At 72.5% G+C, this 19,921-nt stretch carries 18 protein-coding genes; 16 read left to right on the top strand and 2 right to left on the bottom strand.

Annotated features, from left to right (window positions below):
* Window positions 1-3 precede the first annotated feature (3 nt).
* Entirely contained in the window at window positions 4-1,203 is a 1,200-nt protein-coding gene (locus tag ADK67_RS21230; RefSeq protein WP_053718208.1) for a PPE domain-containing protein, read from the top strand.
* Entirely contained in the window at window positions 1,200-1,916 is a 717-nt protein-coding gene (locus ADK67_RS21225; protein ID WP_053718207.1) for an ESX secretion-associated protein EspG, read from the top strand. Before ADK67_RS21230 ends, ADK67_RS21225 begins: the two co-directional genes overlap by 4 nt.
* Here the strand turns inward: ADK67_RS21225 and ADK67_RS21220 are convergent.
* A complete protein-coding gene (locus ADK67_RS21220; protein WP_053718206.1) occupies window positions 1,885-2,499 on the bottom strand; it encodes a TetR family transcriptional regulator in 615 nt (204 codons plus the stop codon). The two genes, ADK67_RS21225 and ADK67_RS21220, sit on opposite strands and share 32 nt — an antisense overlap.
* Before the next feature lie 77 nt (window positions 2,500-2,576).
* Here ADK67_RS21220 and ADK67_RS21215 point away from each other — a divergent pair, with 77 nt between their 5' ends.
* The 3 genes from ADK67_RS21215 (at window position 2,577) to ADK67_RS21205 (ending at window position 5,911) form a co-directional block, all read left to right on the top strand.
* Window positions 2,577-3,728: an acyl-CoA dehydrogenase family protein gene (locus ADK67_RS21215; protein WP_053718205.1), complete on the top strand. Its 1,152-nt coding sequence runs from the start codon at window positions 2,577-2,579 to the stop codon at window positions 3,726-3,728.
* Between the two features lie 12 nt (window positions 3,729-3,740).
* Complete coding sequence (locus ADK67_RS21210; RefSeq protein ID WP_053718204.1) at window positions 3,741-4,910, top strand: acyl-CoA dehydrogenase family protein; 1,170 nt, start codon at window positions 3,741-3,743, stop codon at window positions 4,908-4,910.
* 125 nt (window positions 4,911-5,035) lie between these two features.
* Window positions 5,036-5,911, top strand: a complete 876-nt coding sequence (locus tag ADK67_RS21205; RefSeq protein ID WP_053718203.1) for an alpha/beta fold hydrolase — start codon at window positions 5,036-5,038, stop codon at window positions 5,909-5,911.
* Between the two features lies 1 nt (window position 5,912).
* Here ADK67_RS21205 and ADK67_RS21200 read toward each other — a convergent pair whose 3' ends face one another.
* Window positions 5,913-6,557 carry a GntR family transcriptional regulator gene (locus ADK67_RS21200; protein WP_053718202.1) on the bottom strand — a complete coding sequence of 215 codons (645 nt, stop codon included), beginning with the start codon at window positions 6,555-6,557 and terminating at the stop codon, window positions 5,913-5,915.
* Window positions 6,558-6,635: 78 nt separating this feature from the next.
* Between ADK67_RS21200 and ADK67_RS21195 the strand changes: the two genes are divergently transcribed.
* From ADK67_RS21195 to ADK67_RS21145, 11 genes are all read left to right on the top strand, one after another.
* Window positions 6,636-7,580, top strand: coding sequence for an asparaginase (locus ADK67_RS21195; protein WP_053718201.1), 945 nt, complete (start codon window positions 6,636-6,638; stop codon window positions 7,578-7,580).
* 39 nt (window positions 7,581-7,619) lie between these two features.
* Window positions 7,620-7,934, top strand: coding sequence for a hypothetical protein (locus ADK67_RS21190; RefSeq protein ID WP_053718200.1), 315 nt, complete (start codon window positions 7,620-7,622; stop codon window positions 7,932-7,934).
* A gap of 46 nt (window positions 7,935-7,980) precedes the next feature.
* Window positions 7,981-8,418: a peptide-methionine (R)-S-oxide reductase MsrB gene (gene msrB, locus ADK67_RS21185; protein WP_053718199.1), complete on the top strand. Its 438-nt coding sequence runs from the start codon at window positions 7,981-7,983 to the stop codon at window positions 8,416-8,418.
* 237 nt (window positions 8,419-8,655) lie between these two features.
* Window positions 8,656-9,567, top strand: coding sequence for a TIGR04222 domain-containing membrane protein (locus ADK67_RS21180; protein ID WP_053718198.1), 912 nt, complete (start codon window positions 8,656-8,658; stop codon window positions 9,565-9,567).
* Between the two features lie 63 nt (window positions 9,568-9,630).
* Complete coding sequence (locus ADK67_RS21175; RefSeq protein WP_053718197.1) at window positions 9,631-10,554, top strand: TIGR04222 domain-containing membrane protein; 924 nt, start codon at window positions 9,631-9,633, stop codon at window positions 10,552-10,554.
* Window positions 10,502-11,332, top strand: a complete 831-nt coding sequence (locus ADK67_RS21170; RefSeq protein WP_053718196.1) for a TIGR04222 domain-containing membrane protein — start codon at window positions 10,502-10,504, stop codon at window positions 11,330-11,332. The genes ADK67_RS21175 and ADK67_RS21170 overlap by 53 nt, the downstream gene beginning before the upstream one ends.
* A gap of 56 nt (window positions 11,333-11,388) precedes the next feature.
* Complete coding sequence (locus ADK67_RS21165) at window positions 11,389-12,186, top strand: DUF692 domain-containing protein (protein ID WP_053718195.1); 798 nt, start codon at window positions 11,389-11,391, stop codon at window positions 12,184-12,186.
* Window positions 12,183-12,527 carry a hypothetical protein gene (locus tag ADK67_RS21160; protein WP_053718194.1) on the top strand — a complete coding sequence of 115 codons (345 nt, stop codon included), beginning with the start codon at window positions 12,183-12,185 and terminating at the stop codon, window positions 12,525-12,527. Before ADK67_RS21165 ends, ADK67_RS21160 begins: the two co-directional genes overlap by 4 nt.
* Window positions 12,506-13,045, top strand: a complete 540-nt coding sequence (locus ADK67_RS21155) for a hypothetical protein (RefSeq protein WP_053718193.1) — start codon at window positions 12,506-12,508, stop codon at window positions 13,043-13,045. The genes ADK67_RS21160 and ADK67_RS21155 overlap by 22 nt, the downstream gene beginning before the upstream one ends.
* Window positions 13,046-13,262: 217 nt before the next feature.
* Window positions 13,263-16,463, top strand: a complete 3,201-nt coding sequence (locus tag ADK67_RS21150; RefSeq protein WP_053718192.1) for a S8 family serine peptidase — start codon at window positions 13,263-13,265, stop codon at window positions 16,461-16,463.
* A gap of 228 nt (window positions 16,464-16,691) precedes the next feature.
* Window positions 16,692-19,910 carry a S8 family serine peptidase gene (locus ADK67_RS21145; protein ID WP_053718191.1) on the top strand — a complete coding sequence of 1,073 codons (3,219 nt, stop codon included), beginning with the start codon at window positions 16,692-16,694 and terminating at the stop codon, window positions 19,908-19,910.
* Window positions 19,911-19,921: the final 11 nt, after the last annotated feature.

Below are 19,921 nucleotides of genomic sequence, written 5' to 3'. Positions count from 1 at the left end.
TTGGTGAAGTCAGTCACGAATAAATCCGACGCCAATACCGCATACCAGATTGCCGACAGTTGGGAGGAAATCGGCGAGACGTTGCGTGGACTGGCAAGGAGTTTCTCCGCCATCATCACCGGCTCCAGGGACGGCTGGACCGGGGGCGCGGCGGAAGGGGCACGGAGCGCGCTGCTCAAAGTCGGCCAGTTCAGCGAGTTGGCCAGTGATCAGTTCAGTCGTACCGGCGAGGTGGTACGGGACCAGATCCAAGCGGCTGATGAAGCCAAGGCGAAGATGCCTCCCGTAGTAGAATTCGATGAAGAGCGGATGTACTCCGATGCCGCGAGAAGCGGCAACTTGCTCGACATCATGGCGGCAGCGTTCACCGTCCCGGCGTTGAAGGCGAAGGCCGTCGCGGCGCATGCCGACGCGGTCCGGGTGATGTACGCCCGGGACGACGCGTTGTACTTCGCGGCGCTCGGCATGCCGGCCTTGGCCGAGCCGCCGAAGGTGACGCAGGAGCAGGGTGTCATCACCACGCCGCCCGACAACCCGTCCGTGAACACCCACACGGTGGATCCGGCCGGGCGGATCGGCGGTGGGACGAGCGGGACCGTTGGGAGTACGGGGACGGCAGGTGTCACGGGCACGCTGCCTGCGTCGTTGCCTGTCGGAGATGGCGGGACGACGCGGACGTCGTGGACCACGCCGCCGACCGTCACGCCGACACCACCACCACCACCACCGACGCTGACGCCGCCCACCTATGGGCAGCGGCCGGTGGCGCCGCCCGTCGGACAGCCGGGGTGGAGGCCGCCGGTCGCGCCCGTCGGGCCGCCGTCCGGAACGACGCGTGTGCCGCCCGGTGGTAGGTCGACCGGCGGAAGCGGCACGGGGCACGTGGGCAGGCCTGGGTTCCCGGGTGGGATGCCCGGTATGCCCGCTGCGGCAGGTGGCGGCGGGGCCGCAGGCGGTGCGGGTGGGCAGGGGCGTGCGGTTGGCTTCGGGCCTACCGGCGGCGCGTCGTTCGGGCCCACGGGCAGTCAAGGTGATGCGGCACGGCGGGCACCCGGTATGGGCGCGATGGGTGCGGCAGCACCGATGGCCGGGCAGGGCGCGCCGGGTGGGGAGGACCAGGAGCACCAGACGAAGTACCTGATCCCCACCGACGAGTACTTCGACGACAAGCGCATGGTCGCCCCGGAGACCATCGGCGAATGAGACGGGTCGCCGCGCTGACGCTGGCCGCCTTCGACGTCCTCTGGGAGGACCTCGACGCGGGCCCCATCCCCTACCCCCTCGACGTGCCCTCGCCCGGCACGACCTTCGACGAACGGCGGCGCATCCGGCAAGCCGTGCACGCCGACCTGGACCGCCGCGCGCTCACCCGGCGCGGAAGGCCCGAGGCCGAACTGGAGGACGCCCTCCGCCTCCTGCACCGCCCACCCACCCGCATCACCGTCCTGGGCATGCCCGACATCCACACCGACGGGCTGCTCAGAGCCGTGGTGGTGGCACGTGGCGGTTACGCGGTCCGCGCCGTGCAGGAGGACGGCTTCGTCCTGCTCGACGTGGTGCGCGGCCCGGCCGAGGCGGCGGTCGAGGTGTTGCCGCCGTTGCGACCCGGGCCCGGCAAGCCGGTGACGGTCGCGGCGAAGGACCTCGCGCCGCCGCCCGAAGAACCGCAGGGCTTCACGCGGGCCGTCCGCCAGGCCGGCAACCCGGACGTGAAGGCGGTGCGGGAGATGCTGGCCGGCCCCATCACGGGCACCGGCCACTTCGCCGTCGACGGCGCGGAGCACCCGATCACCTGGTTCGACACCGAACGCGGCCGGTACGCGAGCACGGGGTCCGACTGGATCACCGTCGCACCTGCGGACCACGGCGGCCTCGCGGCGCGGCTCAGTCGCGCGCTCGCGCCGCCAACCCGGTGACGAACGCCTCCAGCGCCAGCTCGAAGCTGTCGTGGTCCAGTTCGCGGGCCACGGCGGGCAGCAGGTGGGCCTTGTCCAGGTTCGGGTACCGGTCGCGGTAGAACGTCTGGTCCTCCGAGAAGCCGCTGGAGAACGAGCTGAGCGCGGCGCCGAACACCAGGTACATCAACGCGGCCGCGATCATCGTCGCCTCACGCCGTGACCAGCCCGCCGCGACGAGCCCGCCGTGCACCACGTCCAGCCGCCTCAGCGAGGCCTCGCGGTGCGCCGGCCCGTACGCCAGGAACGGCACGATGTTGGGGTGCGCGGCCAGCGCCGCCCGGTAGGAGCGGGCGCAGCTGCGCAGGCCGTGCCGCCAGTCGCCGCCCTCGAACCCGGAGACGTCGACCCGCTCCAGGATCCCGGCGGCCACCTCGTGCAGCAGATCGTCCTTCGTGCTCACGTGCCCGTACAGCGACGCGGCCTGAACGCCCAGCTCAGAGGCCAGTTTGCGCATCGACAGGCCGTCGAGGCCGTCCCGGTCGATGATGTGCAGCGCGGCGGTCCGGATGCGCGAGGCACTCAGGATCGGGCTCCTCGGCATGTCCGCTCCCCTTGCCTGTGGTCGATTCCGCGCCTAGGTTAGATAACCTAACACCGTTCGGTTAGGAGGTCACCCCGGTGGATCTGCGCATCTCCGACGAACACCGGCAGCTCAAGGAGTTGGCACACCGGTTCACCGAGGAGAAGATCGTCCCGCACGCCACGCGCTGGGACCGGGACGAGGCCATCGACCGCGACCTGGTGCCCGCGCTGGGCGACGTCGGCTTCCTCGGTCTCGGCATCGACGAAGCGTACGGCGGCTCGGGCGGCGACCACCTGGCGTACTGCCTGGTGCTGGAGGAGATCGCCCGCGGCGACTCGGCCGTGCGCGGCATCATCTCCGTCTCCCTCGGGCTGGTCGGCAAGACCCTCGCCAAGCACGGCACCGAGGCGCAGAAGCAGCGCTGGCTGCCGGGCCTGTGCTCGGGCCGTGAACTGGGCTGCTTCGGCCTGACCGAGCCCGGCACCGGCTCCGACGCCGCGTCGTTGGCCACCAGGGCCGTCCGCGACGGCGACGACTGGCTGATCACCGGCCGGAAGGTGTTCATCACCAACGGGACGTGGGCCGACGTGGCGCTCATCTTCGCCCGAACGGGTGGTCCCGGTCCTAAGGGGATCACCGCGTTCCTCGTGCCGACCGACTCGCCCGGCTTCACCGCCACCGAGATCCGCGGCAAGCTCGGCATGCGCGGCCAGGCCACCGCCGAACTCGCCCTCGACGGGATCAGGGTGCCCGACGCGAACCGGCTCGGCGACGAGGGCGCGGGCTTCAAGCTGGCCATGGCCGCCCTCGACCGGGGCCGGATGTCCGTCGCCGCCGGGTGCGTCGGCGCCGCGCGCGGCGCGCTGGAGGTCAGCGTCAAGTACGCCAAGGAACGCGAGCAGTTCGGCAAGCCAATCGCCGGCTTCCAGCTCGTGCAGGAACTCCTGGCCGACATGGCGGTGGAGACCGACGCGGCACGCCTGCTCACGTGGCGCTGCGCGGACCTCGCCGACCGCGGCGAGCCATTCGGCACGGAGGCGTCCATGGCGAAGCTGTACGCCAGCGAAGCCGCCGTGCGCGTGGCGAACAACGCCATCCAGGTGTTCGGCGGCTACGGCTACATCGACGAGTACCCCGTCGGCAAGTACCTGCGGGACACCCGCGTGACGACCCTCTACGAGGGCACCAGCCAGATCCAGAAATTGCTCATCGGCCGGGCGCTGACCGGCGTCAACGCGTTCGCGTAGAGGGAGGACGGCATGGACTTCACGCTTGACGAGGAGCAGAAGGAGATCCGCGACTGGGTGCGGACCTTCGTGCGCAAGGAGGTGGCGCCGCTGGAGCCGGAGGTGCTGCGCCGTGAACGCCTGGGGCAGCCGGGTCTGACCCGTGACGAGCTGAAGGAGTTGCAGGACAAGGCGAAGGCCGCGGGTTTCTTCGGCGTGCTCACGCCGCAGGAGTACGGGGGCATGGGCCTCGGCGCGCTCATGACGGCGCTGCTGGAGGCCGAGCTGGGCCGCACGTTCGTGCCGTTCCGGTTCGGCGGGTACGCGGACAACATCCTGTTCCACGGCAACGAGGAGCAGAAGCAGCGCTACCTGCTGCCCACGATCTCCGGTGAGCGCGTGTCGTGCTTCGCGATCACCGAGCCGGGTGCCGGTTCCGACGCCAAGGCCATCCGCACGTCCGCCCGCAAGGAGGGCAACGAGTGGGTGATCAACGGCGAGAAGACGTTCATCACGCAGGGCAACGAGGCCGACTTCGTGATGGTGTTCGCGGTGACCGACAAGGAGAAGGGCGCGGACGGCGGCGTCACGTGCTTCCTGGTCGACCGGGACATGGGCTGGAAGTCCGAGCCGATCCCGACCATGGGTCAGTGGGGGCCGGCCGCGCTCGTGTTCGACAACGTCCGCGTGCCCGAGGAGAACGTGCTCGGCGAGGTCGGTCGCGGCTTCAACCTGGCCATGCAGTGGATCGGCCAGGGCCGCTACCTGCTGCCGGCGCGGGCGCTGGGCTCGTGCGAGCGGCTGGTGGAGATGGCCATCGAGCAGGCCAAGACGCGGGTCACGTTCGGTCAGCCGATCGCCGAGTACCAGGCCATCCAGTGGATGATCGCGGACTCGGCGGTGGAGATCGAGGCGTTGCGCTGGCTCGTGCTGCACGCGGCGTGGCTGGTCGACCAGGGCGCGGACTCGCGGCAGGCGCAGTCGATGGCGAAGCTGTACGGCGGCATCAAGGCGAACGAGATCGTGGACCGCGTGCTGCAGATCCACGGCGGCATGGGCTACACGCGCGAGCTGCCGATCGAGCGCTGGTACCGGGAACTGAGGCTGCTGCGCATCTACGAGGGCACGGACGAGATCCAGCGCCGCACGATCGCGCGCAACCTGCTCAAGGGCCACGCGAAGGTGACGGGGACGCTCGGCTGACGTGGGCGGCCGGCGGGGTCGTCCACCCGGCTCCGCCGGCCCCCGACAGAGGTAGGGCTGGCCCCACCAGCGCTCCGGCGGCGCACACCAGGGACTGAGCGCGATCACCGCAGCACGATGAGTGCATGCGATCACGACCGGTGCTCTTCGAATCCGACCTGACGCGTCAGCGCATCTCGACCCCCGCGGGCACGTTCGACGCCATCGCGACCGGCCCCACCACCGGCCGCAAGGTGCTGCTCCTGCACGGCGTGCCGGAGTGCGGTATCGAGTGGCGGCACCAGTTGCGGGCGTTGGCCGCCCACGGCTACCGGGCGGTCGCGCCGGACCTGCGCGGCTACTCGGCGGGTGTCCGGCCGCGCCGGGTGAGCGCGTACGGGCTGGACCACGTGGTGCAGGACGTGGTCGAGATCGCGGACGCGCTGGGGTGGACGAGGTTCGACCTGGTCGGGCACGACTGGGGCGGTATCGCGGCGTGGGTCGCGGCGGCGCGGTTCCCGCTGCGGGTGCGCACGCTGACGGCTGTGTCCGCACCGCACCCGGGCGCGCTGGCCGAGGCGTTGCGGACGGACCCGGACCAGCGGCGCCGGTGGGCCCACCTGGACCACCTTCGGGAGCCTGGTGTCGCCGAACGCACCCTGCTGGCGGACAACGGCGCGCGGCTGCGCGAGGGCTGGCCTGCGGTGATCCCGCCGGAGCGGGTGGCGCAGTACGTGCGGAAGCTGACCGAGCCGGGCGCGCTGACCGCCGCGTTGAACTGGTACCGGGCCAACGACTTCACCACCGGGAGCACGGACGCGCACCGGCCGGTCTCGGTGCCGACCAGGTACCTGTGGGGCGAGGACGACAAGGTGGTCGCGCCCGACACGGCGCAGAACTCGGGGCGGTGGACCACCGGGCCGTACTGGTTCGAGGTGATGCCGGGCGTGGGCCACTTCGTGCCCGAGGAGGCGGCGGAGCAGACGACGCTGCACCTGCTCGACCACCTGGCCACCTACTGACTCAGGCCAGGCTGGTGAGCATCTGGGCGCACACGCGGGCCAAGTGCTTGCGCATCACGTCCGACGCGCGGGACGGGTCGGTGGCGGCGATGGCGGCCACCAGGGCGTCGTGGTCGTCCAGCGAGGCGTGCTGGTGCGGCGGGTCGTCGCGCAGGCCGCTGCGCAGCAGCACCACCCGCTGCTGCGCCAGCCGCACCTGCTCGGCGATCCGGGGGCTGCGCGCCGCGTCCAGCAACGCCTGGTGGAACGCCAGGTCCAGCCGGTACGGGAAGGGTTCACCCGCCGAGTACGCCCGCCGCGACTCCTCGCACACCGCGCGCAGCCGCACCACGTCCCCCTCGGTCCGCCGGACCGCCGCCAGCTCGACCGCCGCGCACTCCAACGCGGTCCGCAGCTCGAACAGCGCCCGCACGTCGGCCTCGTCCGGGACCGGCACGGAAGCGCCCCGGTGCGGCGCCAGCACCAGCAGCCCCTCGGACGCCAGGTGCCGGATCGCCTCCCGCAACGGCCCCCGCGAGATGCCCAGCCGCTGGGCCAGCTCGACCTCGTTCACCCGCGCCCCCGGCGGGATGTCGCCGGTCAGCACCAGCTCGCGGAGCACGTCCACGGCCTGACCGGCCAAGCTCAAGTGCACGGGAAGTGTCACGAACGTCTCCTAGCGCGAGAAGTCACCCGCCATGTTAACTGTCGACAGTTGGCAGCACGCAGGGTTTGGAGGGACGGCATGGCGCACGAACTGGTCGCCGAGGTCTGGCGTGGCGAGTTCCTGGAGTCCGTCCACCACGGCTCCGTGATCGCCCTCGACCGCACGGGCCGTGAAGCGCTGTCCGTCGGCCGCCCCCACGACACGGCCTACCCGCGCTCGTCCAACAAGCCGATCCAGGCGCTGGCCATGCTCCGCCACGGCCTCGACCTGAAGGACGAGCTGCTGGCCCTGGCCTGCGCGAGCCACTCCGGCGAGGACTTCCACATCGACGGCGTCCACCGCATCCTCCGCGCGCACGGCCTGACCGAGGCCGACCTCCAGTGCACCCCGGACCTGCCGATCGGCGAGGACGCCCTCAGGTCCCACCTGACCGCGGGCCGGACCAAGGCGCCGAAGTACATGAACTGCTCGGGCAAGCACGCCGCCATGCTGGCGACCTGCGTCGTCAACGGCTGGTCGACCCACGACTACCTCGACCCCGCCCACGCCCTCCAGCGGGCCATCCGCGACACCCTGGAGGAACTGGCGGGCGAGCGCGTCGGCGCGGAGGGCGTCGACGGCTGCGGCGCGCCCTTGCTCGGCATCAGCCTCACCGGCCTGGCCAGGGCGTTCAGCGCGCTGGCCCGCGCGCAGGACGGTCCGGAGCGGCGGATCGCGCAGGCGATGAACGCCCACCCGGAGTGGGTCGGCGGCACGAACCGCGACGTCACGACGCTGATGCGGGCGATCCCGGGCGCGGTGGCCAAGGACGGCGCGGAAGGCGTCTACGCGATCGGCCTGCCGACCGGCGAAGCGGTGGCGTGCAAGATCGCGGACGGCTCCAGCCGGGCCAGGGCGGTGGTCCTGGTCGCCGCGTTGCGCAAGCTGGGAGTGGACGCGCCGGACGAATTGGCCACGTTCCCCGTGCTCGGCCACGGCCGGCCGGTCGGCGCGGTCCGGCCGTCACCCGCCCTGGCGCGTTGAGCCTCCCAGCGGCTTGAAACGCCGGCTACGCTGGGTTCCATGGCCAGCGCCAGAGCCGCCGACGCACCGGACGATCGCCCTCAGGGCAGCATCGACGACGAGCTGATCGGCCTCGACCCCGACGACCCAGAGACCAGGGCGTTCGCCGAGCACCTCGGCCGGATGAAGCAGCAACCACCGAGCTTCACCATCGAGGGCACGGTCGCGGGGGTCGCGCAGTTCGCGGACTCCGCGAACCGGACGGGCGGCCTGCGCCGGCTCACCGCCGTCGTCGTGGTCGGCCTCATCCTGCTGGGTGTGCTGATCAGCGTCTGGTACTACCTGGGCACCTTCGTCTGGGTGTTCTTCTACTGACCTCCGCCCCCGTTCCGACCGCCGCGGGTGCGACTACCGTGGAGGCATGGAACCTGTCGTCGGCGCCACCCCGAAGGTGGTCCACTCCGAGCTGGAGTGGCGGGAGATCCTGACCCCCAAGGAGTACGCGGTGCTGCGCGACGCCGGCACCGAGCCCGCCTGGGTCGGCGAGTACACGGACACCAAGACCGAGGGTGTCTACGAGTGCCGCGCGTGCGGCGCCGAGTTGTTCCGCAGCGACACGAAGTTCGACTCGCACTGCGGCTGGCCGTCGTTCTTCTCGCCACTGGCGGGTGACTCGGTGATCCTGCGTGAGGACCGCGCGCACGGCATGGTCCGAACGGAGGTGCTGTGCGCCACGTGCCACAGCCACTTGGGGCACGTTTTCGAGGGTGAGGGCTACGACACGCCCACGGATCAGCGCTACTGCATCAACTCGGTGAGCTTGCGTCTGGTCGAAACCACCGGTGGTCGAGCAGACTGAGGGCGCTACTCCGAATGATGACTGATCCACTCCAGGAGGAATCATGCGCATCTTCAAGGGCACTGACGGCGAAGGCTCCGGCGGCGTGGACGGCGCGTCGTCCTCCTGACGGACCCACCGTCGAACGACCCGAACCCTAAGGCTTGCTAAAGCCCTCTTGCTGGGGTGTGGCCTGGCGCACACGATTGCCTCCTAGCTGGTGGACCTGGTTCCACCGAGGCCCACAGGGGGTGGACCGTGGAGCGACCGTGGGGGCTTTCAGGCCCGGAATTCCTTGAGCTGTACTGGATCGCGCTGGCCGTGTCGCTGGCTTTCGCGATCTTCGTCCGAGTGCGCCCGTGGGGGTCGCGGGGTGACGCCCCCGCGGGTGCGCTCGGGTTGCTGGACATCGCTTACCTGACCGGCGGACCACGACGGGTGGTCGAGACGTCCGTCGCGTCCCTCATCGACTCGGGCGCCCTGATCCCCGCGCGCAACGGGGCCGTGCGCGTCGTCGGCTCCCCCGTCGCGGACCACCCGGTCGACCAGGCCGTGCTGGCCGACGCGACGCGTTACCGCTACCGGACGTTGTCGCTGCTCATCACGTCGGTCTCGGAGAAGGACGCGCCGCGCGCGGTCGGCCGCCGGCTGGTCGAGCTGGGCTACCTGGACGCGCCGGACGTGGTGAAGCGGCGGCTGCGGGCGGGTGTCACGCCGATGGCGCTGCTGTTCGTCGTCGGTGTCGCGCGCTGGGTGAACGGGCAGGTGATCAACGCGCCCGTGTGGATCCTGACGTTGCAGCTCGTGCTGACGGGCTTGCTGATCTGGGGGCTGCTGAAGGCGGCTCCGTTGACGCGCACCGCGAAGGGTCGTGCCGCGGTGGCGAAGGCTCGCGCAGGCGGGATCACCGGGGGGTGGGGAGGGACCGGCTCGGCGAACGCCGCCGAGTCGGTCGCTCTCAACGGTTTCAACAGCCACCCGAACATCACGCTGCGCGCCGCGGCACGTCCGTGGTCACGTCCCAGGATGGCGTCGGGCGGTGCTTTCGTGGCCGGCACGTCCACGACGAGCGGCAGCGGCTGCGGTAGCGGGAGCAGTTGCTCCGGCAGCAGTGGCAGCAGCTGTGGTGGCGGGGGCGGCGGTTGCGGTGGTGGTGGCGGCGGTGGCTGACGGGGTTCTTACGCTTCCGTGACCACGGCCGGGTTCGGCCCGACGGCTCCTAGGGTGGCGGCCATGACGTTCCTGTGGTGGTACGGCCCGGCGCTCGTCGCCGCGGTGGTGGTGGGCCTGCGCTGGAAGCGGGTCGCCGGCGCCGTGCCCGACCGGCCGCTGTCGTTCGAGGAGATCGGTTACCTCGGCGGCGGCCCGGTGCGGGCGGTCGAGGTGGCGTTGGCGGGTCTGGTGGCCGAGAACCGGGCTCGGGTGTCCGGTTCGGTGGCCGCGGCGGTGCCCGGCGAGGAGCAGCCGGCCACCGCGTTGCAGGCGGTCGTGCTCGCCCGGCTCGCGCAGCCGCGTGACCTGGACGAGCTGGTGGTCGGCGCGGCCACCAGCGGACCCGCCCGGCAGATCGGGCAACGCCTGGTCGCGGGTGGCCTGCTGGTGTCGCCGCGACGGCGGTTGGCGCGGGCGGTGCTGGCGGTCGTGCCGGTGGCGGCGCTCGCGGTGGTCGCTGTTCTCGCAGGTCCGGGTGGGTGGGTGACGGTCACCGCGCTGGCGGTCACCGGCGTGCTCGGTGTCCTGCTGCTGTTGGGTCCGCCGCCCGTCCTGACCAGGAGGGGCGCGCGGGCGTACGAGGAGGCCACGGCGGGCCTCGCCCCGGTCGACCCGGCCGAGGTGACCGCCCGCTACGGCCTGGTCCGCTCGTCGCGCACCGCCGAGCCGCCCGTGCCGCGCAAGGGGTCGGCACGGTCGGAGACGGCGGTGTTCGACGGCGAACGGGCGGAACCGATCGCGCCCGGCGAGACGTCACAGGCACCACTCCCGCGGCGCAGGCGTGCCGTGGTGGTCGAACCGCGGCGCTGGCAACGGCGCAACGGGTGGCTCGTGGCCGGCGGGTGGTTCGCGGGTGGGTGGTTGGCCGCGCAGTGGCTGGAAGGGGACGACGGTGGTGACTCAGTGGACGCCGACTTCGGCGGGTTCGGCGGGTTCGACGCCTGAGCCGTGGCCGAAGCCGGAGGAGCAGGCTTTCCTGGTCGGCGGGCCGGGCCGGGCGGCCGAGGTCGCGGTGGTGTCGCTGGTCGAGGCCGGGATGCTGCGGATCTCCCGCGAGGGCCACGTCAGCGCGGTCGGCCGGCCGGGCCACGGGTGGAGCCCGTTGCAGGCGCACGTGCTGCGCTCGGTGCCGCGGACGTTGGGTGAGCTGGTCACCGCGACGGCGGGGAGCGACGAGGCGCAGTGGCTGCGGCGGCACCTGATCGACCGCGGCCTGGTCACGTCGCCGGAGCGCAGGCGGGCGGTGCGGCGGCTGCGGTTGCTGGTGCTGGGTGCGGCGGCGGCGGCCGTGATCGCGATGTTCGCGCTGGCGCTGCCGCTCCAGGTGGGCTTCGGCGCCGTGATCGGGTGGGCGGTGTGCTCGGCCGTGCTCGGTCGGCTGGCGCGCCCGCTGACGAGGCGGGGGCGGGACGAGGTGGTGCGGTTGAAGGGGATCGCCCTGCCGCGGAACCGGATCGCGCTGGTCGCCTGCTTCGGGCTGCTGGGCCGGTTCGGCGGCACCCGGGTGACGGACGTGCTCGGCATCGCGCCCGCCGCGCGGGAGAGGCTGCAACGGCGGACGCGGGCGAGCAGGTCCGACGGCAGCGCGTCGTGCGGTGGCGGCTGCGGCAGTTGCTCCAGCAGCAGTTGCGGCGGTGGCAGCTCGGCCAACGGCGGTTCAGACAGCGGCGGCTCGTCGTGCGGTGGTGGCGGCGGCTGTGGCGGTGGTGGCGGCGGCGAGTGACCGGCCGGCACGAAGGCGGGAGAGCGGCGCGGTAGCGGCGGAAAGGCGGGTGGCCCGTGGAGAAGCTGGGTGTCGGCATCGGATGGCGGCCGGAGATCGACCTCACCGTCGAACGCCTGCCGGGCGTCGACTTCGTGGAGGTCGTCGCGGAGAACCTGCACGTCGGGCACCTGCCCGAGTCCGTGCTCCTGCTCCGCGAACGGGGCGTTCCCGTGCTGCCGCACGCGGTCTCGCTCTCGCTCGGCGGCGCGGAACCCGTTGACGCCCAACGGGTGGCGCACCTGGGCGCGCTGGCCGAGGCGCTCGACGCGCCGCTGGTCAGCGATCACGTCTGCTTCGTGCGCGCGGGCGGCCTGGACTCCGGCCACCTCATGCCGCTCCCCCGCACCCGCGACGCGCTCGACGTCCTCGTCGCCAACGTCAAGGCCGCCCAGCAGGACCTGCCCGTGCCCCTGGCCCTGGAGAACGTCGCCGCGCTCCTCGACTGGCCGGACGGCGAGCTGACCGAAGGCCAGTTCCTGGCCGAACTGGTCGACCGCACCGACTGCCACCTGCTGGTCGACGTCGCCAACCTCTACGCCAACGCCCGCAACCTCGGCACCGACGTCGCCCGCTTCCTGGACGAGATCCCGCTGGAACGCCTCGCCTACGTGCACGTCGCGGGCGGCGAGGAGCACCAAGGCGTCTACCACGACACGCACGCCCACGCCGTGCTCCCCGAGGTGCTGGACGTCCTCGCCCAGCTGCGTGCCCGCGTCGACCCGCCCGGCGTCCTGCTCGAACGCGACGACGACTACCCGGCCGACGCCGAGCTGGCCGGCGAACTGGCCGCGATCCGGGCGGTGCTGGGGTGACCCAGCCCCAGCGCGACCGGTTGGCCGCGGCACAGGCCGAGTTGCTGCGGGCGCTGCTGGCCGGCGGCGACGTGCCCGCGGGGTTCGACGCCGAACGGGTGCGCGTCGAGCGGCGGGCGCTGCTCGCCAAGCGCCGCGGGATCGTGGAGATGATCCGGCCCGACGTCGCCGCCGAGCTGGGCGAACGGTTCCGCCCCCTGTTCGACGCCTACGCCGCGGCCCACCCCAAAGAGGTCGGCACGCGGTTCCGCGACGACGCCAACCGCTTCGCCGACTGGGCCGTCGCCCGGGGCGAGCTCGCGCCGCCGAGGAGAAGACGGTGGTGGCGGCGGGCAACCTGATCGCCCGCCCGTTCCGTCCCTGGGGCATGTGGAGACGGATCTGGCCGTTGGGCGTGTTGTTGCTGGCCACCGCGTGCGGCGCGACCAACGTCGGCGGCGGCGTGGGCTGCACGGCGATCGGCACGCGCACCGGCGTTTCCGTGGACGTCGAACACCCCGACGTGGTGTCCGGCGCGATCGAGGTTTGCTGGGACGAGATCTGTGCAACCCCCGCGCTGGAGCTGTACCCGTCGAGCCGGGTCGTGGAGACGACCTGCACCGGCACTTCCCCGGACGACTCGTGCAGCGCGCGCTCTGAGCCGACGGGAGGCAAGCACGGGTTCGCCGATCTTCCGGAGCTGCCCGCGAAACCGGTCACGGCGCGCTTGACGCTGCTGGACCAATCCGGTTCTTCCCTGGTGGACCGGCATATCGGGCTGACCCCCGAAATGGTCTACCCCAACGGTCCGGACTGCCCAGCCGGTGGTCCACAGGCAGGTATCTCAGTTGGTGCCGACGGCTCTATTACTGAACGGTAGGTAACCGTTTACTCGGCTGAATTGGTCAAGAACGTACCGACCAATCAGCGGCTGTCGAGCCTCCCCGGAGCCTCTAGCGTCGGTGACGTCAAGGGCGACGTCGCTCCCGGTCCATCCGCCGCCACCGCGGGTAGCCAGCCCTTCCGGCCGCGCGCCCGCCAGGCGCGGCACTCACCGGGAGGTTCGAGACAAGTTGAAGAGCAAACGCATCCGTGGCATGACGTGGGGGGCCGTGCTCGTCGCGGCGGGCCTCACGGCGAGCAGTCCGGGGGTGTCGGGCGCGGAGGACGTCCCGCCCACGACCGGCGAGCACCACGAGGTCACCCTGATCACCGGCGACAAGGTCGTGCTCCTCGGTGACGAGGTCAGCGCCCTGGTCGCCGCGCCGGGACGAGAACGCACGGTGTTCCACAGCTACCGGCGTGACGGGCACCTGCACGTCGTGCCGCGCGACGCGGCGAAAGCCGTCTCGCAGGGCAAGCTGGACCCGCGGCTGTTCGACGTCACGGGTCTGATCGAGTCCGGCTACGACGACGGCAGCCGGGACACGCTGCCCCTGATCGTGACCGGCGAGCAGGCGCCGGCGACCGCCGGCCTGCGCGTCGGCCACCAACTGCCCGCGGTCGGCTCGTACGCCGCGCAGGTGGTCAAGTCCGAGGCGACGGACACCTGGCACACGCTCGTGTCGAGGGCGAGCGTGCGCAAGGTGTGGTTGGACGGGTTGCGCCAACCGAGCCTGGACCGCTCCACCGCGCAGATCGGCGCGCCGACCGCGTGGCAGGCCGGGCACACCGGCAAGGGCGTCAAGGTGGCCGTGCTGGACACCGGCGTCGACCAGGAACACCCGGACCTGGCGGGCCACGAGGTCGTGGAGAAGAACTTCACCGACGACCCGGACAACACCGACGGCGTCGGCCACGGCACGCACGTCGCCGCGACGATCGCCAGTTCGGGCGCGAAGTACAAGGGCGTCGCGCCGGACGCGGACCTGCTGGACGGCAAGGTGTGCGTGCTCTCCGGCTGCCAGGAGTCGGCGATCGTGGCGGGCATGCAGTGGGCCGCCGAGCAGGGCGCGGACATCGTGAACATCAGCATCGGCGGCGGCGACACGGCCGAGCTGGACCCGTTGGAGGAAGCGGTCAACACGCTGTCCGCGCAGACCGGCGTGCTGTTCGTGATCGCGGCGGGCAACAACTCCCGCCCCGAGACGATCAGCTCGCCCGGCAGCGCCGACGCCGCGCTGACGGTGGGCGCGGTGGACCGGCAGGACGGCATCGCGCCGTTCTCCAGCCGGGGACCCCGCGTCGGCGACGGCGCGGTCAAGCCCGACATCACCGCTCCGGGCGTGGACATCGTCGCCGCGAAGTCGAGCAGCGGCACGGTCGGCACACCGGTCGGCGACGGGCACGTGGCCATGTCGGGCACGTCGATGGCGACGCCGCACGTGGCGGGCGCGGCGGCGTTGCTCGCCCAGCAGCACCCGGACTGGACCGGCGCGCAGCTCAAGGCGGCGCTGGTGGCGTCGGCGAAGAACAACCCGGCGCTCACCGCGTTCGACCAGGGCGCGGGTCGGGTCGACCTGGCCAAGGCCATCACGACCTCGGTCACCGCCGAGCCCGCGAGCCTCGCCATGGGCCTGCAGAAGTGGCCGCACACCGACGACACCCCGATCACCAAGACGGTGACCTACCGCAACGGCGGCACCGCGCCGATCACGTTGTCGCTGGCCACCGAGGTGAAGGGCCCCGACGGCGGCACCGCGCCCGCGGGCCTGATCGGCGTGTCCCCGGCGAAGGTCACCGTGCCGGCGGGCGGCGAGGCGACGGCCTCGGTCACCGCCGACACCCGGCTCGGCACGCAGGACGGCCTGTACGTGGGCGCGGTGGTGGCGACCGGCGGTCCGACACCGCTGCGCACCGCGCTCAGCGTGAACCGGGAGGTGGAGAGCTACGACGTGACGTTCGACTTCCTGGACGGCTCGGGCGCGCCCGCCGCCGACTACTACACGTCGATCATCGGGCTGAGCAACGGCACGTTCGCCTTCCCCTACGACGCGGACGGCTCGTTCACGCTGCGGCTGCCGAAGGGCGACTACTTCACCAACTCCGACGTGCAGACCGACGACACGCGGCTGGCGCTGCTGCCGCGGCCGGGCCTGAACGTCACCGCGGACACCACGGTGACGCTCGACGCTCGCACGGCCAAGCCGTTGAAGATCACCGCGCCGGACGCGGGCGCCGAGGAGGCGTTGGGCGACGTCACGATGGTGCGCACCCGCGGCGACCGGCAGGCCAGCGTGAGCACGGCGTTCCTCGGCGGTTTCGGCCCGAACGTGTCCATCGCGCACGTCGGCCCGGAGTTGGCGGCGGGCGACATGACCGCGTTGCTCGGCGCGCAGTTCCGCGGCACGCCGGACGGCGACAAGCCGGTGACCTACCGGTTCGCCTGGACGCAGCAGGGGAAGATGCCGGTCGGGTTCGTGCGCGACGTGGCCGCGACGGAGCTGGCCGAGGTGCGGACGAAGTTCGGTCCCGGTCCGGCGGGCCGCCAGTTCGGGCACGGCGGCAACCCGATCACCGCGGGCGGTGTCGGCGGCTGGTCGTGGCTGCCGTACGTGGGCTCGCCCGGTGAGGCGGTCAACCGGGTCACCACGGACCTGGCGTGGTCGTGGGGCTTCCTGCAGTTCGGCGCGGAGGGCGTGGTCGAGGCGACGCTGACCTCGCCGGAGCGCACCTACCAGCGGGGCGGCACGCACGACGAGCGGTTCAACGACCCGGTGTTCTCCCCCGCGCTGCCCGAGTCGCGGTCGCCGTACCTGGCGCGCAGCGGCAACGAGATCAGCTTCGCCGTGCCGCTGTTCACCGACCGGGCGGGCAACGGTGGCAACGCGGCGGTGTCGTCGGCCCGGACCACGTTGCTGCGCGACGGGACGAAGGTCGGTGAGACGTCGTACGCGGCGAACGGCCTGTTCGAGGTGCCCGCGGGCGCGGCGGCCTACCGGGTGGAGACCGACGCGGTGCGGGCGGCCGGCACGTCGGAGTTCGCCACGAAGGTGAGCGCCGCGTGGACGTTCCGCTCGGACACCGCGACCAGTGACCGGTACGTGCCGCTGCCGCTGTCGGTGGTGCGGTTCACGCCGGAGCTGGACGCGAGCGGCGCGGCGCCGAAGGGCCAGGCCCTGCGCGTGCCGCTGACCGTGCAGCAGCAGGACGGCGCGGTCAACGGCCGGGTCGACCGGGTCGACGTCGAGGTGTCGTTCGACGACGGCGCGACGTGGACCGCGGCGCCGGTGTCGGGGAACGTCGCCACCATCGCGAACCCGAACGCGGCCGGTTACGGCTCGGTGCGGGTGAAGGCGACCGACAGCGACGGCAACGCCTTGGAGCACACCGTGATCCGGGCGTACAAGATCGCTTGACGGGCTCGGGAGGGGCGTCCGCGACCTTCGGGCGCCCCTCCCGGCGACCAACGCCCGTTGGGCTGCCCGGCCGCCCGCACGCACCACGTTGGGCCGCTGAATCCCGTCCCCCGACTGGCTAGCGTCGACCGTGTCGGGGGGCGACGTCGTTTCGGTTCACCGCAGCTCGTTCCGCCTCCCGCAGGCGCGTTCCGCAACGCGCTCAACCAGATTCGGGAGGTATCTGCGTTGAATCCGAGATCACGTGGTGTCGTCTGGGGGGCCGCGCTGCTGGCGGTCGGACTGGCCGCCGGCACCGCGACGGCGATCGCCTCACCCGCACCGCCACCGCCGGGACGCGCCGGCGGCGAGCGGCACACCGTCACCCTCGTCACCGGCGACAGGGTCGTCGTCGCCGGTGGCACGCTCCTGTCGGTCACGCCGGGCCGGGACCGCGACGGCATCACGTTCCACCGGTTCCTGCGTGCCGGCCACCTGCACGTCATCCCGCGCGACGTGGCCCGGCCGCTCGCCGACGGCAAGCTGGACCTGCGCCTGTTCGACGTCACCGGCCTCGTGGACGCGGGCTACGACGACGCGCGCCGCGACACCGTGCCGCTGATCATCACCGGCGACCAGCCGCGCACCGCCGACGTCCAGGTCACCCGCGCGCTGCCCACCATCGGTTCGGTGGCCGCGCGGACCGCGAAAGCCGACACCGCGGCGGCGTTCCGAGGCCTCGATCCCGGGGTGAAGAAGGTCTGGCTGGACGGCATCCGCAAGCCCAGCCTGGACCGCTCCGTCGCCCAGATCGGCGCGCCCACCGCCTGGCAGGCCGGACTCACCGGCCAAGGCGTCAAGGTCGCCGTGCTCGACAGCGGCGTCGACCAGACGCACCCCGACCTGGTCGGCCGCGAGATCGCCGAGCGCAACTTCAGCGAGGACCCGGACAACAGCGACCTGGTCGGCCACGGCACGCACGTCGCCGCGACGGTCGCGAGCGCCGGCGAGAAGTACCGGGGCGTGGCGCCGGACGCGCAGATCCTCGACGGCAAGGTGTGCTCGTTGAGCTGCGCCGAGTCCTGGATCGTCGACGGCATGCAGTGGGCCGCCGACCAGGGCGCGGACGTGATCAACATGAGCCTGGGCGGCACGGACACCCCGGACGTCGACCCGCTGGAGCAGGCCATCGAGACGCTGTCGGCGCGGACCGGCACGCTGTTCGTGGTCGCGGCGGGCAACTCCGGCGGCCCCGAGACGCTCAGCTCGCCGGCCAGCGCGGACGCGGCGCTCGCCGTCGGCGCGGTCGAGCGGGACGACAGCATCGCGGGCTTCTCCAGCCGCGGCCCCCGCGTGGGTGACGGCGCGCCGAGGCCGGACATCACCGCGCCCGGCGTGGACATCGTCGCGGCGAAGTCCAGCACCGGCCAGATCGGCACACCGGTGGGCGACAAGCACGTCGCCGTGTCCGGCACGTCCATGGCCACACCGCACGTGGCGGGAGCGGCGGCGTTGATCGCCCAACAGCACCCCGACTGGACCGGGATCAAGGCCGCGCTCATGGCGTCGGCCAAGAACAACCCGGCGCTCACCGCGTTCGACCAGGGCACCGGACGCGTCGACCTCACCAAGGCCATCACCACCACGGTGACCGCCGACCCGCCGTCGCTCGCACTCGGCCTGCAGGAGTGGCCGCACGACGACGACGTCGCCACCAGCAAGGAGTTCACCGTCCGCAACGCCGGCGCGCAGCCGGTCACGCTGGACCTCACGATCGACGCCAAGGGCCCCGGCGGCGCGCCCGTGCCGGCCGGCGTGTTCACCGTCAGCCCGGCCACGGTCACCGTGCCCGCGGGTGGCGAGGCCAAGGCCACGGTCACCGCCGACACCAAGGCGGCGACCGTGGACGGCGCGTACAGCGGCACGGTCGTCGCCTCGGGCGGCGGCGTCGCGCTGCGCGTGCCGGTGGGCGTGAACCGCGAGGTCGAGAGCTACGACGTCACGTTCGACTTCATCGACGCGGAGGGCAACCCCGCGGCCGACTACTTCGCGTTCGTCCTCGGCCTCGACAACGACAAGTTCGTGGTGCCGAGCGGCACGGCCGGGAAGGCCACCGCCCGGCTGCCCGTGGGCGAGTACCTGTTCGTGGGCGAGGTGCTGACCGGAGGCACGAACAGCGCCGTGCTGCCGATGCCGAGCCTGCGCGTCAGCCGCGACACCACCACGGTCACCGTGGACGCGCGGAAGGCGAAGCCGATCGCCATCACGTTCCCCGACCCGAAGGCGGAGCCCGAGTTCGGCGACCTGCTGATCAGCCGCAGCCGGGACGGCGAGCTGGTGACCGCCATCGGCGCGGTGTTCGCGGGCGGCTTCCGCACCGTGTCGATCGCGCACCTCGGCCCCGAGCTGCCCGCCGCCGACGTGTCCGTGATGGTGAGCACGCAGGCCGCGGGCACACCGGTCGGCACGACGCCGGTGACCTACCGGTTGTCGTTCGCGGAGCACGGCAAGGTGCCCACCGGCCTGGTCCGCGCGCCGACCAGGCGGGACCTGGCCGAGGTGCGGTCCGAGTTCGCCGCCGGTCCGGCGGGCAAGGAGCACCGCTACGCCGGCTTCCCCGTGCTGCCCGGCGGGCTGGGCGGTCTCGCCGTGGAGACCCCGGTGACCGCGCCGGGCCGGTCCCTCGACTACGCCACCACACCGTCCGGCGTCGAGTGGGTGTGGTCGCTCGCGCAGTTCGGGGCGGACGGGATCGAGGCGGTGCTCGAATCGCCGTGGCGCACCCACCAGGCGGGGCGCACGTACCACGAGCGGTTCAACCGCCCGGTGTTCGGGCCGGCCATGCCCAAATCCCCGTTCCCGTACCTGGCACGGGCGGGCGACGTGGTCGGCTTCTCGCTGCCGCTGTTCGGCGACGGCGACGGCAACCTCGGCCAGTCGGTGACGTCGTCGGCGCGGACCACGTTGCTGCGCAACGGGACCGTGGTCGGCGAGTCGGCCACGCCGGGCGGCGGCCGGTTCGCCGTGCCGCCGGGCGCGGCGAACTTCCGCGTCGAAACGGAGGCCGTGCGCACGCCGGGCGTCTCGGAGTTCTCCACCGCCGTCAGCGGCGCGTGGACGTTCCGCTCGGACACCGTGCCGGGTGACGTGTTCGTGCCGCTGCCGTTGACCGTGGTCCGGTTCACCCCCGACCTCGGCGCGAACGGCGTCGCGCCCGCGGGCCGGGTGCTGCGCGTGCCGCTCGTGGTCGAGCAGCAGCAGGGTGCGGCCAACGGCCGGGTCGACCGGGTCCAGGTCGAGGTGTCGTTCGACGACGGCAAGTCGTGGTCGTCGGCGGCCGTGGTCGGGCGCACCGCCTTCGTGCGCAACCCCGCCACCGCCGGGCACGCGTCGCTGCGCGTCAAGGGCGCGGACCGCGACGGCAACACGTTCGAGCACACCGTGATCCGGGCGTACAAGATCGGTTAGGCGGGAGGGGC

This window comes from Saccharothrix sp. NRRL B-16348 (assembly GCF_001280085.1).
GTDB lineage: Bacteria > Actinomycetota > Actinomycetes > Mycobacteriales > Pseudonocardiaceae > Actinosynnema.
This window is presented reverse-complemented; position numbering and strand designations above follow the sequence as displayed.

Bases quoted from the DNA above. Each gene is read 5' to 3' on its own strand.
- ADK67_RS21190 (WP_053718200.1), top strand. From the start codon at position 7,620: ATGGCCAGCGCCAGAGCCGCCGACGCACCGGACGATCGCCCTCAGGGC.
- ADK67_RS21205 (WP_053718203.1), top strand. From the start codon at position 5,036: ATGCGATCACGACCGGTGCTCTTCGAATCCGACCTGACGCGTCAGCGC.
- ADK67_RS21210 (WP_053718204.1), top strand. From the start codon at position 3,741: ATGGACTTCACGCTTGACGAGGAGCAGAAGGAGATCCGCGACTGGGTG.
- ADK67_RS21195 (WP_053718201.1), top strand. From the start codon at position 6,636: ATGGCGCACGAACTGGTCGCCGAGGTCTGGCGTGGCGAGTTCCTGGAG.
- ADK67_RS21150 (WP_053718192.1), top strand. From the start codon at position 13,263: ATGACGTGGGGGGCCGTGCTCGTCGCGGCGGGCCTCACGGCGAGCAGT.
- ADK67_RS21175 (WP_053718197.1), top strand. From the start codon at position 9,631: ATGACGTTCCTGTGGTGGTACGGCCCGGCGCTCGTCGCCGCGGTGGTG.
- msrB (WP_053718199.1), top strand. From the start codon at position 7,981: ATGGAACCTGTCGTCGGCGCCACCCCGAAGGTGGTCCACTCCGAGCTG.
- ADK67_RS21220 (WP_053718206.1), bottom strand. From the start codon at position 2,499: ATGCCGAGGAGCCCGATCCTGAGTGCCTCGCGCATCCGGACCGCCGCG.
- ADK67_RS21225 (WP_053718207.1), top strand. From the start codon at position 1,200: ATGAGACGGGTCGCCGCGCTGACGCTGGCCGCCTTCGACGTCCTCTGG.